At 67.4% G+C, this 16,368-nt stretch carries 15 protein-coding genes; 11 read left to right on the top strand and 4 right to left on the bottom strand.

The features are described from left to right. Positions 1 to 54: 54 nt before the first annotated feature. Both PW843_15435 and PW843_15430 read right to left on the bottom strand, forming a co-directional pair. Positions 55 to 831 carry a hypothetical protein gene (locus PW843_15435; protein ID MDE1147992.1) on the bottom strand — a complete coding sequence of 259 codons (777 nt, stop codon included), beginning with the start codon at positions 829 to 831 and terminating at the stop codon, positions 55 to 57. A 57-nt stretch (positions 832 to 888) separates the two neighbouring features. Beyond that, positions 889 to 2,364 carry a tetratricopeptide repeat protein gene (locus PW843_15430; GenBank protein ID MDE1147991.1) on the bottom strand — a complete coding sequence of 492 codons (1,476 nt, stop codon included), beginning with the start codon at positions 2,362 to 2,364 and terminating at the stop codon, positions 889 to 891. A 349-nt stretch (positions 2,365 to 2,713) separates the two neighbouring features. Between PW843_15430 and kdpF the strand changes: the two genes are divergently transcribed. The 7 genes from kdpF (at position 2,714) to PW843_15395 (ending at position 11,586) form a co-directional block, all read left to right on the top strand. Next, entirely contained in the window at positions 2,714 to 2,800 is an 87-nt protein-coding gene (gene kdpF / locus PW843_15425; protein MDE1147990.1) for a K(+)-transporting ATPase subunit F, read from the top strand. A 33-nt stretch (positions 2,801 to 2,833) separates the two neighbouring features. Further along, positions 2,834 to 4,561 (top strand): potassium-transporting ATPase subunit KdpA, encoded by a 1,728-nt coding sequence (kdpA, locus tag PW843_15420; protein MDE1147989.1) that lies wholly within the window; start codon positions 2,834 to 2,836, stop codon positions 4,559 to 4,561. 118 nt (positions 4,562 to 4,679) lie between these two features. Next, complete coding sequence (gene kdpB / locus PW843_15415) at positions 4,680 to 6,752, top strand: potassium-transporting ATPase subunit KdpB (GenBank protein MDE1147988.1); 2,073 nt, start codon at positions 4,680 to 4,682, stop codon at positions 6,750 to 6,752. Positions 6,753 to 6,765: 13 nt separating this feature from the next. Then, positions 6,766 to 7,368, top strand: a complete 603-nt coding sequence (kdpC, locus tag PW843_15410; GenBank protein MDE1147987.1) for a potassium-transporting ATPase subunit KdpC — start codon at positions 6,766 to 6,768, stop codon at positions 7,366 to 7,368. A 165-nt stretch (positions 7,369 to 7,533) separates the two neighbouring features. Beyond that, positions 7,534 to 10,179 carry a sensor histidine kinase KdpD gene (locus PW843_15405; GenBank protein ID MDE1147986.1) on the top strand — a complete coding sequence of 882 codons (2,646 nt, stop codon included), beginning with the start codon at positions 7,534 to 7,536 and terminating at the stop codon, positions 10,177 to 10,179. A gap of 8 nt (positions 10,180 to 10,187) precedes the next feature. Further along, positions 10,188 to 10,889 carry a response regulator gene (locus tag PW843_15400; GenBank protein ID MDE1147985.1) on the top strand — a complete coding sequence of 234 codons (702 nt, stop codon included), beginning with the start codon at positions 10,188 to 10,190 and terminating at the stop codon, positions 10,887 to 10,889. A gap of 142 nt (positions 10,890 to 11,031) precedes the next feature. Continuing rightward, positions 11,032 to 11,586: a PTS sugar transporter subunit IIA gene (locus PW843_15395; protein ID MDE1147984.1), complete on the top strand. Its 555-nt coding sequence runs from the start codon at positions 11,032 to 11,034 to the stop codon at positions 11,584 to 11,586. Between the two features lie 39 nt (positions 11,587 to 11,625). Here the strand turns inward: PW843_15395 and PW843_15390 are convergent, their stop codons facing one another. Both PW843_15390 and PW843_15385 read right to left on the bottom strand, forming a co-directional pair. After that, positions 11,626 to 11,982 (bottom strand): DUF1428 domain-containing protein, encoded by a 357-nt coding sequence (locus PW843_15390; protein ID MDE1147983.1) that lies wholly within the window; start codon positions 11,980 to 11,982, stop codon positions 11,626 to 11,628. Between the two features lie 74 nt (positions 11,983 to 12,056). Further along, a complete protein-coding gene (locus PW843_15385) occupies positions 12,057 to 12,962 on the bottom strand; it encodes an alpha/beta hydrolase (GenBank protein MDE1147982.1) in 906 nt (301 codons plus the stop codon). Positions 12,963 to 13,065: 103 nt separating this feature from the next. Here PW843_15385 and PW843_15380 point away from each other — a divergent pair, with 103 nt between their 5' ends. From PW843_15380 to PW843_15365, 4 genes are all read left to right on the top strand, one after another. Then, complete coding sequence (locus tag PW843_15380) at positions 13,066 to 13,971, top strand: LysR family transcriptional regulator (GenBank protein ID MDE1147981.1); 906 nt, start codon at positions 13,066 to 13,068, stop codon at positions 13,969 to 13,971. 72 nt (positions 13,972 to 14,043) lie between these two features. Continuing rightward, positions 14,044 to 14,829 (top strand): CBS domain-containing protein, encoded by a 786-nt coding sequence (locus PW843_15375; GenBank protein MDE1147980.1) that lies wholly within the window; start codon positions 14,044 to 14,046, stop codon positions 14,827 to 14,829. A 95-nt stretch (positions 14,830 to 14,924) separates the two neighbouring features. Further along, the gene (locus PW843_15370; GenBank protein MDE1147979.1) at positions 14,925 to 15,641 is read left to right on the top strand and encodes an SDR family oxidoreductase; all 717 of its coding nucleotides are present in this window, start codon (positions 14,925 to 14,927) and stop codon (positions 15,639 to 15,641) included. A 253-nt stretch (positions 15,642 to 15,894) separates the two neighbouring features. Continuing rightward, entirely contained in the window at positions 15,895 to 16,359 is a 465-nt protein-coding gene (locus PW843_15365; GenBank protein MDE1147978.1) for a hypothetical protein, read from the top strand. The last annotated feature ends 9 nt before the right edge of the window (positions 16,360 to 16,368 follow it).

Genomic DNA, 16,368 nt, shown 5'->3' with positions numbered 1-16,368 from the left:
TTGACCACGGACCAGACTGGGGCCGGCGGGGCGACCGCCGGCCCTTTCTTTATGTTACTGCCCGACGTCGATCTCATAGGCGTCGCCGGTCCAGACATAACGGGTGCTGCGGTTGCCGGCCTTCAGCGTCAGGTCGTGGAAACCCTTGGTCTTGCCCGGTTCCATCTCCACCTCGCCCTGGGGTGCCGCCTTGCCATCGAAGCCTTGATAGGCGACCGGCGCGTCGAACACCGGAACCAGGGTGTTGTCCGGCGTCGGGCGCAGCAAGTACAGCGTCTCCCCCGACAGGCGCGCGTTCACGCCGGCGTCAAACCCGGACTGGATGCGCAGGCCGAAGGCGGTCTCCCCGTCGCTGATGCGATAGGGGGCCAGATCCAGGGTGGCGCCGTCCAGATGGGCGCCCTGGTCGGTGACCAGGTCCAGGTCATCCAGCGTATCGCGGCTGATCAGCGTCAGTTGGCCGTCGATGGCCGAGAACACCGCCACCTCCACCTGGAAGTCCACGGTGCTGTCGGTCTCATCCCGTTCCGCCAGGGCTAGCAGGTAGAGGGTGGGACCTTTCGGCGGCTTCACGCCCTTTTGCCGGATGGGGACGGGCCGCAAGGGGCTGACGGCCGGCGCCCAGGCCTTGAAGGCCGGTGCGCCCACCAGCGCCATGTCCGGTTCCAGGCGCGCCGGATCGCCGGCCGGATCGAAATGGGGATGCAGCGCGCGGATGGCCCGGTTGGCCAGGTCCGACGCTTCCCTGGCGCGGGCGTGGGTCGCCGTCAGGCACACTGTGGCCGTGGCGAGTGTGGCCATCAGTAACAAGGGCGCCGTCGTCAGGGGCATTCGGCCTGGTTTCCTTTCAGGTTCCGACGCCATCATGGTGCGTCCTGATGGCGGCATTCAATCAATGCGGTTCCGTTCGGAGGTTTTAGGAGGGGCCGGCGCGTGGGCCCATTTTTCCCAGGCGCGTGCCTCCGCCTTCCGGCCCAGATGGCGCAGACTGAAAGCGCCGATCCTAAGGGCGACATTGATGTTTTCCTTGTATTCCTGGTCATCCAGGTCGCTGTGCTTCAATTCGGTGATGGCGCGCTGGAGGAAGGGCACGGCCCGCTCATGCCGTCCCAGGCTGGCGAGGCAGTCGCCGACGTGGAACAGGCTGTTGCAAAGGGTGTACTGGTCCGCCAGCCCGTTGCCGTCACCCTGCTCGGCCGCCTTGAGCGCGCGTTCGAACCAGGGCAATGCCTGCTCGTACAGTTCCTGGCGGTATAGGCAATGGCCGGCGTGCTCCAGGCTGCGGCCCAGACTTTCGTGGTCCACCAACCCCTGGGTATCGCCCCGCTCGCTCGCTTCGGCGGCGCGCTGGAACCAGGGGAATGCCTGTTCATATAGTTCCTGATTGTACAGGCAGCGGCCTGCCTGATGCAGGCTGCGGGCCAAACTTTCGTGATCCACCAGCCCTCGGGGATCGCCCCGCCCGCCGGCCTCGGCCGCGCGCTGGAACCAGGGCAAGGCTTCCCCATCCTTACCCAGGCGGGAAAGACAGTGGCCGGTCTCATGCAAGCTGCCGCCCAGGATTTCGTAATCCACCTCATCCAACTCTTCGCCGGCGTCGTCCGGCGTGATGGTGTCGACGGCGCGCCGAAGCCAGGGCAGGGCCTGGTCGTAGAGGTGCTGGCGCGAAAGGGCGCATCCCAGGTGATGCAGGCTGGCGCCCAGGCTGTGCCTGTTCACCCGGCCGTCAATGTCGCCTTGCTCCTTGGCGGCGACGGCACGCCGGAACCAGGGGATGGACTGCTCCACCAACCCCTGCCGGACGTGGCAGCAGCCCGCTTCATGCAAGCTGGCGCCCCGATACTGGTGGTCCACCCGCCCCTGTTCGTCGCCCTGTTCGGCATCCGTAACGGCGATCTGGAACCACGGGAGGGCGGCGGCGGATTGATCCAGGTCCAGCAGGGCGAGGCCGACCGTGTAGGCATCCGCCGGTTGCAGGACGCCGGCCGCTTTCCAATGCGCCGGATCGGCCGTGAACAGGGGCAGCGCTATGTCTCCCTCGCCCTCGGCCGCGCTGATGAAGCGGCGGTAGACGGCTTCCCGGATGGCCGTCGCTTTCGCCCCTAAGGGCGGCGGCGTCTCCAGCACCGCCGCGGCCACGTCCGGGGGAAGGCTCAGGTCATCCCGCCCCTCGATCAGCCGCTGTTCCCGGCATATGTCAAGGTGGCCATCAACCGTGGCCGCATTCCATCCCGCCGCTTCCCGCATCACGCTGTGCAGGGCGGATCGCGGCAGTCCCGGATGCTTGTGCAAGGCGGCCGCGTGCAGCAGCGCCTGGGTGTCCGGGGCCAGCCGCGCATAAACGGTTTTGAGGCTGTCGCTCATGGTTCCAGGCCGTGGGGGAAGAGGCGCCACCGGTCGCCAAAGCGTGAATTATGAATGCGGTAAGGGCCTCAATTGGAAGAGGACGGCCGTTCCTGTCAAGGACGGGACAAGCAATCTCCATTAAAATCCTTTTATTTCTCCGCCCCGGCTTTGCCATCGAATTTTGATGGCCATCGGCGGTTTCCTCAGCCTCGACCCATCCTGTCCGGAAGGCCCGTTTTCGAGGGCGCCTTCCGGGCTTCGTTCGTGAGGAATTCCGCATGCTCGACGTCATCATGCTTGCCCTGCTGGTGGGGCTTTTCGGCCTGGGCGTGGCCTACGCCTACGCCTGCGAAAGGCTGTGACCGCCATGTTCGACCTGATCCTGGGCGGAGCCGTCTCGATCGGCCTGACCCTCTACCTCGTCTACGTCCTGATCCGGCCCGAGCGCTTCTGAGCGCCGGCCTTCGTGTGTGCGGAGACCACTCTCGTGACCTTCAACGGTATCCTTCAGATCGTCCTGTTCGCGGCGATCATCCTGGTTCTGACGCGGCCGATGGGCGGCTTCATGACCCGTGTCTTCAATGGTGAGCATTCCGTCCTCGGCCGCTTCTTCCGCCCGCTGGAACGGGCGATCTACCGCTTGGCCGGCGTGGATGAGAAGGCGGAGCAGCACTGGCTGACCTACGCCATCGCCATGCTGCTGTTCAACCTGATGGGTGCCCTGGTGCTGTACGCGCTGATGCGCTTGCAGGCCCTGCTGCCCTTCAACCCCCAGGGCCAGGCGGCGGTGTCACCGGACCTGTCCTTCAACACGGCCATCAGCTTCGTCACTAACACCAACTGGCAGGCTTACGGCGGCGAGGGCACCATGGGCTATCTGGTGCAGATGGCCGGCCTGACGGTGCAGAACTTCATGTCGGCGGCCACCGGCATCGTGCTGGCCCTGGCGCTGGTGCGGGGCTTCAGCCGGCGCGGCGCGCGCACCATCGGCAACTTCTGGGTCGATCTGACCCGTGCCACCCTCTACATCCTGCTGCCGCTGTGTATCGTCATGACGCTGTTCTTCGTCTGGCAGGGCGTGCCGCAGAACCTGGCCGCCTATACCGAGGCGACGACGCTTGAGGGGGTGAAGCAAGTGATCGCGCAGGGGCCGGTGGCCTCGCAATTGGCGATCAAGATGCTGGGCACCAACGGCGGCGGCTTCTTCAACGCCAACTCCGCCCACCCGTTCGAGAACCCCAACGCCCTGGTCAACCTGGTGCAGATGCTGGCGATCTTCGTGATCGGCGCCGGCCTGACCAACGTTTTCGGCCGCATGGTCGGGAATGAGCGCCAGGGCTGGGCCATCCTGGCCGCCATGGGCGTGCTGTTCATCGCCGGTGTCGGCGTCTGTTATTGGGCGGAGGCCCAGGGCAACCCCCTGCTGGCGGGATTGCCGGTCGACCAGGCGGCCAGCGCCTTCAGCCCCGGCGGCAACATGGAAGGCAAGGAGGTGCGGTTCGGCATCGCCAACACCGCCCTGTTCGCCACCATCACCACCGACGCCTCCTGCGGTGCCGTCAACGGCATGCACGACAGCTTCACGCCCCTGGGCGGCCTGGTGCCCATGGTCAACATGCTGCTGGGCGAGGTCATCGTCGGCGGTGTCGGCGCCGGTCTCTACGGCATCCTGCTGATGGCTATCATCGCCATGTTCGTGGCCGGCCTGATGGTGGGCCGCACGCCCGAATACATCGGCAAGAAGCTTGAGGCGAAAGAGGTGAAGATGACCGTGCTGGCCGTTCTGGCCATGCCGCTGGTCATCCTGGTGTTCGGCGCCATCGCGTCGGCCATTCCCCTGGGCACCGCCGGCATCGCCAACAACGGGCCGCACGGCTTCTCGGAAATCTTCTACGCCTACAGCTCGGGTGCCGCGAACAACGGCAGCGCCTTCGGCGGGCTGTCCGCCAACACGCTTTGGTACAACACCACCCTGGGCGTGACGATGTTCATCGGCCGCTTCTTCATCATCATCCCGGCACTCGCCATCGCCGGCGCCCTGGCGGCGAAGAAGTCCGTGCCCGTGTCGGCCGGCACCTTCCCCACCACCGGCCTGCTGTTCGTCAGCCTGCTGGTCGGCGTGATCGTGATCGTGGGTGGCCTGACCTACTTCCCCGCCGTCTCGCTGGGCCCGGTGGTGGAGCACCTGCAGCTCACCGCCGGCACGACCTACTGAGCCGCTCCCCTTGTTTTGGCGTCATCCGTTCTTCGGAGATTATGAGATGTCATCCCCTTCCATGGTCCACCCCGCAGCGCCCCAGCCCGGTCCGGCGCCGGTGGAGACCACCCGCCGCATGGCGAAGTCCGCCCTGCTTGACCCCGCCATCCTGGGCCCGGCCGTCAAGGCCAGCTTTGTGAAGTTGAACCCCGCCACCCTGGTGCGGAACCCGGTCATGTTCCTGGTGGCGGCGGTGGCCCTGCTGACCACCGTCCTGCTGGCCCGCGACATGGTGTCGGGGGCGGCCGGCACCGGCTTTTCCTTCCAGATCGTGCTGTGGCTGTGGTTCACGGTGCTGTTCGCCAACTTCGCCGAGGCGGTGGCCGAGGGGCGGGGCAAGGCCCAGGCCGACAGCCTGCGCAAGACCCGCACCGAGACGGTGGCCAAGCGCCTGACCGGCCCACTGGCCACGAAAGGGGCCGCCATCCCGGCGGCGGCCTTTCAGAAAGTGGGGGCCGCCGACCTGAAGGTGGGCGACCATGTCGTGGTCGACGCCGGTGATATCATCCCCAGTGATGGCGAGGTGGTGGACGGCATCGCCACGGTGGACGAATCCGCCATCACCGGTGAATCCGCCCCGGTGATCCGCGAGAGCGGCGGCGACCGGTCGGCCGTCACCGGCGGTACCCGTGTGCTGTCCGACCGCATCGTGGTGCGCATCACGGCGGCCCAAGGCTCCACCTTCCTAGACCGCATGATCTCCCTGGTCGAGGGCGCGGAACGGCAGAAGACGCCGAACGAGATCGCGCTGAACCTGCTGCTGGTGGGGATGAGCCTGATCTTCATCCTGGCCGTCGTCTCCATCCCCGGCTTCGCGGCCTACGCCGGCGGCGGCGTGCCGGTGGTGGTGCTGGTGGCGCTGTTCGTCACCCTGATCCCCACCACCATCGGCGCGCTGTTGTCCGCCATCGGCATCGCCGGCATGGACCGCCTGGTGCGCTTCAACGTGCTGGCCATGTCCGGCCGCGCGGTGGAGGCGGCGGGCGACGTCGACACCCTGCTGCTGGACAAGACCGGCACCATCACCCTGGGCAACCGTCATGCCGCCGAGTTCATTCCCGTCTCGGGCGTGACCGACCGCGAACTGGCGGAGGCCGCCCAACTGTCGTCCTTGAGCGACGAGACGCCGGAGGGCCGGTCCATCGTCGTGCTGGCGAAGGAGAAGTACGGCCTGCGCGGCAAGGACATGGGCGCCTTGAACGCCCGCTTCGTCCCTTTCGCGGCGCAGACCCGCATGAGCGGTGTCGATTTGGACGGCGGCGTGCAGATCCGCAAGGGGGCGGTGGACGCCGTGCTGCGCCACGTGGCGGCCCTGCGCGGCAGCCAGCCGGTGCGCCATCCGGAACTGGAAGCGATCACGGAGCGCATCTCCAAGGCCGGCGGCACGCCGCTGGCGGTGGTGCGCAATGACCGGGTGTTGGGCGTCATCTACCTGAAGGACATCGTCAAGGGCGGCATCCGCGACCGCTTCGCCGAACTGCGCCGCATGGGCATCCGCACGGTGATGATCACCGGCGACAACCCGCTGACCGCCGCCGCCATCGCGGCCGAGGCCGGGGTGGACGACTTCCTGGCCCAGGCGACGCCGGAGGACAAGCTGGCCCTGATCCGCAAGGAACAGGCGGAGGGGCGGCTGGTCGCCATGTGCGGCGACGGTACCAACGATGCGCCAGCATTGGCCCAGGCCGACGTGGGCGTGGCCATGAACACCGGCACGCAGGCCGCGCGCGAGGCCGGCAACATGGTGGATCTGGACAGCGATCCCACCAAGCTGATCGAGATCGTGGGCATCGGCAAACAGTTGCTGATGACCCGCGGCGCGCTCACCACCTTTTCCATCGCCAACGACGTGGCCAAGTACTTCGCCATCATCCCGGCGATGTTCGCGGTGCTGTATCCCAGCCTGAACGCCCTGAACATCATGCACCTGGCCACACCGCAGTCCGCCATTCTGTCGGCCATCATCTTCAACGCCCTGGTCATCATCGCGCTGATCCCGCTGGCCCTGAAGGGCGTGCGGTACCGCGCCCTGCCGGCCGCCAGCCTGCTGTCGCGCAATATGCTGGTCTACGGCCTGGGCGGCATCGTCATCCCCTTCATCGCCATCAAGGTCATCGACATGGGCATCACCGCCATCGGTCTGGCCTGAGGAGCATCCTGAAATGTTGAAGCAATTCCGCCCGGCCATCACCCTGGCCCTGTTCTTCACCGTGCTGTGCGGCCTGGCCTACCCGCTGGGCATGACCGGCATCGCCGGCGTGCTGTTCCCCAGACAGGCGGCCGGCAGCCTGGTCACCACCACCGACGGCACGGTGGTGGGGTCCCGCCTGATCGGGCAGAACTTCACGTCGGAGAAGTACTTCTGGGGCCGCCCGTCGGCCACCACCGACGTGGACCCCAGCGACAGCACCAAGACCGTGGCCGCCCCCTACAACGCGTCCAACTCCATGGGTTCCAACCTGGGCCCCACCTCCAAGGCCCTGGTGGATCGCGTGACGGCGGACGTGGAGAAGTATGGCGCCACCAAGGATCACCCGGTGCCGGTGGATCTGGTGACCGCCTCGGGCAGCGGGCTGGACCCGGACATCAGTCCGGCCGCCGCCTATTACCAGGTGGCCCGCGTCGCCAAGGCGCGCGGCATGACGGAAGGTGCGGTGCGCGCCACGGTCGACGCCCAGGTCGAAGGCCGCTTGCTGGGCCTGATCGGCGAGCCGCACGTCAACGTCCTGGCGCTGAACCGCGCCCTGGATGCGGCGCATCGTTGAGTTAACTCTCTGTGCTGAAAGGCATTGGGCTCGCCGTTCCCGGGATGTTGGCGTTATTGTCGCCAACAGACCCGGACGGCGGCCCTTGCCGTTTCTGAAAGACCACCCTTGAGCAATCCTGACCACTCCAATCGCCCGTCGCCGGACGCCCTGTTGAGCCAGGCCATGCAGGAACGCCGGGGCAAGCTGCGCATCTATCTGGGGGCCGCCCCCGGCGTGGGCAAAACCTACCAGATGCTGGAAACCGCCCGGCAACTGAAGGCCGAAGGCGTGGACGTGGTGGTGGGTGTGGTGGAGACCCATGGCCGGCGGGAGACGGAGGCCATGCTGGCGGGGCTGGAGGTCGTGCCCCGCCGTGTCCTGGACTACAAGGGCCGCGCGCTGGAGGAGATGGACATCGACGCCCTGCTGCGCCGCCGTCCCCGCCTGGCTCTGGTGGATGAGTTGGCGCACACCAACGCCGCCGGCAGCCGCCACGCCAAGCGTTATTCCGATGTGGAGGAACTGCTGGCCGCCGGCATCGACGTGCTGACCACCCTGAACATCCAGCACGTGGAAAGCCTGAACGACGTGGTGGCGCAGATCACCCGCATCCGCGTGCGCGAGACGGTGCCCGACAGCGTGCTGGAAACCGCCGATGAGATCGAGGTGATCGACCTGCCGCCGCAGGACCTGATCAAGCGCCTGAACGAGGGCAAGGTCTATATCCGCGAACAGGCGCAGCGGGCGCTGAAGCACTATTTCTCCCCCGGCAACCTGACGGCGTTGCGCGAACTGGCGCTGCGCCGCACGGCCCAGCGGGTGGACGACCAGATGCTGTCCTACATGCAGCGCCACGCCATCCAGGGGCCTTGGGCCGCCGGCGACCGCGTGCTGGTCTGCGTGTCGGAGGACAGGAGTGCCGGCGGCCTGGTGCGCTACGCCAAGCGCCTGGCCGACCGGCTGAAGACCCGCTTCACCGCCCTGTACGTGGAAACCGCCCGCACCCAGCGCATGGGGGAGGCGGCGCGCGACCGCGTCGCCGACATCCTGCGCCTGGCGGAGCAGCTGGGCGGTGAGGCCATCACCGTGCCCGGCCGCACCATCGCCGCCGACGTGCTGGGCTACGCCCGCGCCAACAACTTCACCCATGTCATCATCGGCAAGTCGGAACGGTCGCGCTGGTTCGAGATCGTGCACGGCTCCGTCGTCCATGAACTGGTGCGCAAGGCCGGCACCATCTCCGTCCACGTCATCGCCGGCGATGCGGTGGAGGCGGAGGAGATACCACCCAAGACCATCCACACCAAGCCCGAGGCCGGCGGCCTGAACCTGCGCCCCTACGGCGTGGCGGTGGTGCTGGTGGCGCTGGCGACGGTGGCCAGCCGCCTGCTTGGCACCACCATGGACGTGCGCAACCTGTCGCTGGTCTACATCGCCGCCGTGCTGGCCAGCGCCATCCTGCACGGCTACGGCCCGTCCTTGCTGGCCTCGTTCCTCAGCGTCGCCGCCTACAACTTCTTTTTCCTGCCGCCGCTGTACACCTTCACCATTCGCGACCCGTCCAACGTGGTGGCGCTGGTGTTCTTCACCATCGTCGCCGTCTTCACCAGCCGCCTGACGGCGCGGGTGCGCGAACAGGCCACCATCGCCGCCAACCGCGCCCGCATCACCGCCCAGATGTTCTCCTTCGCGCGCAAGCTGGCCGGGATCGGGGAGATGGAGGATCTGCTGTGGGCCACCACCCACCAGGTGGCGCTGCTGCTGAAGGTGCGGGTCGTGCTGCTGATGCCCGACGACCACGCGGCGCTGGAGGTCAAGGCGGGCTATCCGCCGGAGGACCAGGTGGGGGAGATGGACTTGGCCGCCGCCCGCTGGGCCTATGACAACGCCAAGCCGGCGGGCAGGGGGGCGCCCACCCTGCCGGGGACCCAGCGCCTGTTCCTGCCGGTGCGCACCGAACGCGGCGTGGTGGCGGTGGTGGGGGTGGACACCGACGACCCCGGCCCCATCCTGACGCCGGACCAGCGCCGCCTGCTGGACGCCATCATGGACCAGGCCGCCGTGGCCATCGAGCGCGTGAAGCTGGTGCAGGACATCGACAAGGCCCGGCTGGAGGGGGAGACGGAGCGCCTGCGCTCCGCCATGCTGACCTCACTGTCCCATGATCTGCGCACGCCGTTGGCCGCCATCATCGGCACCGCCACCACCCTGAAGAACGAGGGGGCGGGGCTGGAGCCCGCCGTGCGCGCGCAGTTGACCACCGATCTGCTGACCGAATCCGAACGCATGGGCCGCTTCGTGCGCAACCTGCTGGACATGACGCGGCTGGAGGCCGGGCTGGACATCCGGCGTGAACCCACCGACCTGGTGGACGTGGTGCACACCGCGACGCAACGCGCGCGCCCCATCCTGGCCGGGCGGCCGCTGGATTTGGACCTGGCGCCGGACTTGCCGTTGGTGCGCACCGATTACCTGCTGCTGGAACAGGTGCTGTTCAACCTGTTGGACAACGCCGCCAAATATTCGGGTCCCGAGGGCCGCATTCAGGTGACGGCGGCGCGACGGCATAACCATGTCCTGATCCGGGTGGTGGACGAAGGCGTGGGCATTCCGCCCGACAGCCTGGAACGCATCTTCGACAAGTTCTACCGGGTGGAGGCGCGCGACCACCGCCAGGCCGGCACCGGCCTGGGCTTGGCCATCTGCCGGGGCTTCATGACGGCGCTGGGCGGCACCATCAAGGCGACCAACCGCACCGACCGGACGGGTGCGGTGTTCGAGCTGACCCTGCCCACCGATGACGCGCTCGACGCCTGGATGCTGGAGTAGAGAGAGTTATGAGCAAACCGCATCGCATCCTGGTGATCGAGGACGAGGTGGCGATCCGCCGCCTGCTGCGCGCCGTGCTGACTCCCCAGGGCTGGACGGTGGTGGAGGCCGCGACGGCGCAGGAGGGGCTGGTGCAGGCGCGCCTGCCCGGCGTCGACCTGGTGCTGCTGGATCTGGGCCTGCCCGATGGCGACGGCCTGGATCTGGTGGGCCGCCTGAAGGCGGAACGGCCCACGCCCGTCATCATCCTGTCCAGCCGCGACCAGGAGGATGACAAGGTGGCGGCCTTGGACCTGGGTGCGGACGATTATGTCACCAAGCCCTTCGGCACCGCCGAACTGATGGCCCGAATCCGGGCGGCCTTGCGCCACGCGGTGCAGCAGCAGGGCGGCCGGTCGGTGGTCAACGCCGGCGGGCTGGAGATCGACCTGGTCAATCGTCACGTGAGTCGGGGCGATGAAAAGTTGCATTTGTCGCCCACGGAATTCGATCTGCTGCGCTATCTGGCGGCGCATGCCGGCAAGATTCTGACCCATCGGCAAATCCTGAAGGAAGTCTGGGGGCCGGCCAAGGAAGACGAGGTGCAGTATTTGCGGGTCTACATCCGCATGCTGCGCCAGAAGATCGAAAGCGATCCCAACGCGCCGGGAATCATCCAGACGGAACCGGGCATCGGCTATCGCCTGGTGGTCAATGATGAATCCATCTGATTCCATGGGCTTTTCACGGAAACGATTCCGCGTGTGCGCCCATTCCCATGCTGCGGGTGCGTTATGCTGACGCAGATGGGGCTTTCCAAACGGCGCCGGATCGCTTATTTGACGGCGATCGGTCACCAGTATGGTTGTCTCCATGCACCGCTTCAGCGTTGCGACCGGGCCGGCTTTCACCGCCCCGCAGGTCGCTGACGTCATGGCCCAGATCACGTCCGAAGGCACGTCGGCCCCGATCTCCGCCCTGTCCCCGTCCGCTGTCGGTTTGGGCCTGGCACCCCTGACCAAGGACGGCGTCCTCAAGGAAGTCGCCCTGCGCATCGCGGCGACCGGCGCCCTGGATTTGGGCGCCGTGCTGGATGACCTGCGCGCCCGAGAGGCCCTGGGCTCCACCGGCGTTGGTGCCGGCATCGCCATTCCGCATGCGCGTTTCCACACCATCAGCCGGCCCATCGGCGCCTTCCTGCGTCTGGCCCGCCCGGTGGAGTTCGAGGCCATCGACGGCGCCCCGGTCGACCTGGTGTTCGGCCTGTTGACGCCCATGCATTGCGGCAACGCCCATTTGCAGGCGCTGGCCCGCATCAGCCGCGCGCTGCGCGACCCGGCCCTGGCGGCGACACTGCGTGCCGCCCCTGACGCCCTGACCCTGCACAGCCTGGTTGCCCCCATCCTGGACGACGGCACCGCCTGCTGATCCAGGCGGCATGGGCTCCCGGTGCCTGACGGCGTCTGTTTAGCTTCGCCCCATCGTGAACAGGGGCGTGAAGCAGCCCAGGATCAGGCGTTGGGCGTCGAACGGTGGCGTGCCGGCCGTATCCAGGATGCCGTCGGCGTGCATGCGGTTCTCAGCTTCATCCAGGCTGGCCTTGTCCGGCCAGATTTGCCAGCTGAAGACGATCTTCTCCCCCGGCTTGGCGGCGACGGCGCGACGGAAATCCGTTTGCTTGCCGTCGGGCACGAAGTCCTCCCATGCCTCCACGATTTCCAGGCAGCCGTATCGCTTGAAGATGGCGGCGCCGTTCTCGACCCATGACCGATAGGCCGCCATCTTGTCCTCGGGCACGGGAATGACCAGGCCGGCGATGTACATGGGCACGATCTCCTGAGGCAGCCGTGCAGGTGCGCACCCTGGCATTGTATAGCACAGGGTGCGCGCATCGTTTCTTAGGCTGAGAACGCGGCCTTCAGGAACGCGACGCCCCTGTCCACCGCCGCCTCGCCGGCCGGGTTGTCCTTCCGGTTCTTGAAGAACTGCATGAAGCCGTGGATCTGGCCAGGGTAGACGATGGCCTCGGCCGTCACGCCGGCACGTGCCAGGGCCTGGGCATAGGCCACGCTCTCATCGCGCAGGGGATCCACCTCTCCCGTCTGCACCAGGGCCGGCGGCAGGCTGGCGTGGCTGTCGGCCCACAGTGGCGCCACCAGGGGGCCGTAGGGATCGGTGCCTTCCGGAATGTAGGCGGCCATGAAGACGCCCTTCGCCGCCTTCGTCGGGAAATGGGTGTCGCCGTATTCGTCCCAGGACGGGGTGTCCATCTTGTTGCTGATGGTGGGGTACATCAGCCATTGGGCGACGATGGCGGGGCCGTGCCGGTCCCGGGCCAGCAGGGTGGTCGCCGCTGCCAGGGTGGCGCCGGCGCTGTCGCCGGCCAGCGCGATGCGGGCCGGGTCGCCGCCGATCTCGGGCGCATGGGCGGTCAGCCATTCCAGGGTGGCGTAGACGTCGTCCAGGCCGGCGGGGAAGGGGTGTTCCGGCGCCAGGCGGTAATCGACATACAGCACCAGCGCCTGGGCCTTGTTGGCGATGGCGCGAGCCAGCACCTCATGCGTTTCCAGGTCCCCGGCCGAGAAGCCGCCGCCGTGGATGAACAGGATTACCGGCAAGGGTGCGCCGGCCTCGGCCGTGGCGGGGACGTAGAGCACGGCCGGGATGGTACGGATGGGGCCATGCGCGGGAACGGCCAGGGTGCGCACCTCGGCCACCGGATCGGGCATGCCGGCGGACGGGATCATGGCGCGGTATTCCGCCCGCATGTGGGCGACGGCGGTGGCGATCTCTTGATTGGTCATTTGATCATCTCTGGTCTGGGCTGTTGATGCCCCGACTGTACGTCTGCCAACGAAATGTGATAAATCGTGGCAATGATCATTCATTAGAAATGAATTGGATGGAATGGATCGCCTGACCAGCATGCGCATCTTCGTCCAGGCGGTGGAGCTTGGGTCGTTTTCCGCGGCGGCGGACGCGCTCGGCCTGTCGTCGCAACTGGTGGGTAAGCATGTCCAGGCGCTGGAACAGCATCTGGGCGTGCGGCTGCTGAACCGCACCACCCGCCGCCAGGGCCTGACGGACATCGGCCGCATCTATCATGAACGCGCCAAGATCATCCTGGCGGAGGTGGAGGCGGCGGACAGCCTGGCGGCGGAAAGCCGTGCCGCGCCACGTGGCCGCCTGCGCGTCAACGCCCCGGTCAGTTTCGGCATCCACGCCCTGACCGCCCGGCTGCCGGATTATCTGCGGTCCTGTCCGGAGGTGTCGGTCGACCTGACGCTGGCCAACCGGCGGGTGGATCTGATCGACGAAGGGTACGACGTGGTCTTCCGCATCGGCGACTTGGCGGACAGCCGGCTGATGGCCCGGGCCCTGGCGCCCTATCGGCTGGTGCTGTGCGCCGCGCCATCGTACCTGGATGCTCATCCGCCCCTGATTCACCCCCTGGATTTGGCCCGACACGAATGCCTGCTGTTTCCCAACACGGCACTGCGGGCCAGTTGGCCGTTTGACGGGCCGGACGGCCGCGTGACCGTGCCCGTCACCGGCCGGCTGTGCATCGACAGTGGCGAGGCCTTGCAGGTGGCGGTGCTGGCCGGGCTGGGCGTGGGCTTGCAACCGGTTGAGGTGGCGCGGGCCGACCTGGCGGCTGGCCGATTGCGCGCCTTGCTGCCGGGCTATACGGTGCCCGGCCGGCCCATGCACATCCTCTACGCGCCCGACCGGCGCATGACGCCCAAGCTGCGCAGCTTCCTGGACTTCGCCGCGGCCGAATTCGGTTCGGACAGTGATTGGATGGATGGGTGATTGATCGGCATCAAAGACGCCCCTCTTGCTTAGGTTGATGATGGCGGCCATCCCAAACCGGAGGATGCCGCCATGACCGCGCCCGCCCCGAAAATCGAACCTTTCAATCCCGCCAATCCCACCGCCGTGCGCCAGATCATGACGCCCGGCGTCCTGACCGTGCATCCCGGCGACCGCCTGGTCGATGCCCTGCGCCTGATCGTGCGCAACCGCATCAGCGGCGTGCCCGTGGTGGAGGATGAGGCGGGCGGCCAGGTGGTCGTCGGCGTCCTGACCGAGGGCGACCTGTTGCGCCGGACCGAGACGGGGACGGAACGGCCGGTCGGCTGGTGGCGCCGCCTGTTCACCGCCCCCGGCGACCAGGCCGACCATTACAGCAAGGTCCATGGCCGCCGGGTGGACGAGGTGATGACCCGCGACGTCGTCACCGTGGACATCGACGACGATATCGCCACCGCAGTGGCCCTGATGGACCGCCATGTGGTGAAGCGCCTGCCTGTGCTGGCCCACGGCCGCCTGGCCGGCGTGATCAGCCGTGCCGACATCGTGCGTGCCCTGCTGCGGGCCCTGGATGGCGAGACGCAAACCCTGGACGACCCGCCCTTGCTGGACAGCGAGATTCGCTATCGCCTGCTGGCCGAACTGTCGGACAAGCGCTGGTGGGCGGACTCGCGGGTCGAGGTCGCGGTGAAGGACGGCGCCGTCACCCTGGCCGGCGTCGTCTACGACGCCCGCGTGGCCCAGGCCTTGCGCGTCGCCGCGGAGAACGCGCCGGGTGTGATCGCCGTACATGACGATCTTGTGGTGGCGGAGGGCGAGCCCGGCTGGGCCGGGGTGGGGGGCGCGTTCATTCCGTGAGGTGTGATGGTTTCGGTTGGGTGATGCCAGCGCCGTTCCTATAGTGCCCCGCCCAGGCATGGGCCTGGACATCGGCAGCAAGGTGGACTGGCATCATGTCACTGGAAAACAAGACGATCGTCCTGATCGGCGGCGGCTCCGGCATCGGTTTGGCGGTTGGCCGCAAGGCCGCTGCCGAGGGGGCGAAGGTGGTCATCGGTGGCCGTAACCCCGATCGCCTGGTCAAGGCGGTGGCCGAACTCGGGGGTGGCGCGCGGGCGTTCACCGTGGATACCGGCGACCGCGCCGCCATTGAGGATTTCTTCGGTCACGTCGGGGCACTGGATCATCTGTTCGTGTCGGCGGCGACCTACACCGTGGTGCCGGTCACCGACCCGGACGACGACGCGGCGGAAAGCCCCTTCCGGTCCAAGTTCTGGGGCCAGTATCGCGCCGTGCGTGCCGCCCTGCCACGGCTTTCGGCGGAGGGTTCCATCACCCTGATGGCCGGTGCCGCCGGTGCCCGCCCCCTGAAGGGTGGATCGGCTTACGCCGCCTGCAATGCCGCGATCGAGGGACTGGGCCGCGCGCTGGCCATCGAACTGGCCCCCATCCGCGTCAACACCGTCTCACCCGGCACCATCGACGGCCATCTGTGGGGCAGCCGCCCGGCGGAAGTGCGCGAGGCCGCCTTTGCCCAATACCGTGACCTGTCGCTGCTCAAGCGGCCAGGGACGGAGGATGAGGTGGCCGACACCGTGCTGTTCCTGATGAAAAACGGCTACACCACCGGTTCGATCCTGTACCCGGACGGTGGCTACGCCCTGCGTTGACCGGGCAGTTTGCGCAGGGGCCGCCCGGCAGGAAATGCCATCGCTGCCCTTCCTGCCGGGCGCCACCGGTGCCCAGCGCGCCTCATATCAAGGACTTGGGGGGCGGCCTAAAGGTTGCATGTTTGTCTCGCATCACCCACCCATAGAGTGAGGCGCGGGAACGATGGTCAGTTTTCCAGTAGTTGACCGGGGCATATCCGTTGGTATCGACCATCCTGCCACCGGCGATGACACCCCCATCCGGCAAGGGGCGTTGGCGCAGATATTCGATGTCAGTGACGCCGATAAGGACGGCGTTCTGAGTGCCGAGGAGGTGCGGGCCGCGGTCGCGTCTGGCCAAGGGGACAAGGCCGATGCCGATGCGCTGTACGGCAAGTTGAGCGCCGGTGGCACGGCGGCGGTGGACAAGCAGCGTTTCCTGTCCAGCTTTCCCAGCGGCGGTCTGAACGGCCCCACCCTCTACCTGCTGGCGCAGACGAAGGACATGACCGATCACGGCTATGTGGAAACCCGCCACTTGGTCTCCCTGGTCAATCCTGAGACGGGGGAGGTGGACGGCGGTGAGTATCCCCACATACCGCCGGAAAAGACCGATCCCGGCGGCCCCGTCGCGCGCGCCAGCCTGGATATGATGTATGGCGCGTTCGGCCAGATCGTGAACGATGCCGGCCGCGACATGCTGAAACAGATGCGCGATAATCAGGCCCTGGAGTCCTGAGTGCGATTG

This window comes from Azospirillaceae bacterium, from assembly GCA_028283825.1.
Lineage (GTDB): Bacteria > Pseudomonadota > Alphaproteobacteria > Azospirillales > Azospirillaceae > Nitrospirillum.
The sequence above is the reverse complement of the archived record's forward strand: the minus strand, read 5'-3'. Positions and strand labels throughout refer to the sequence as shown.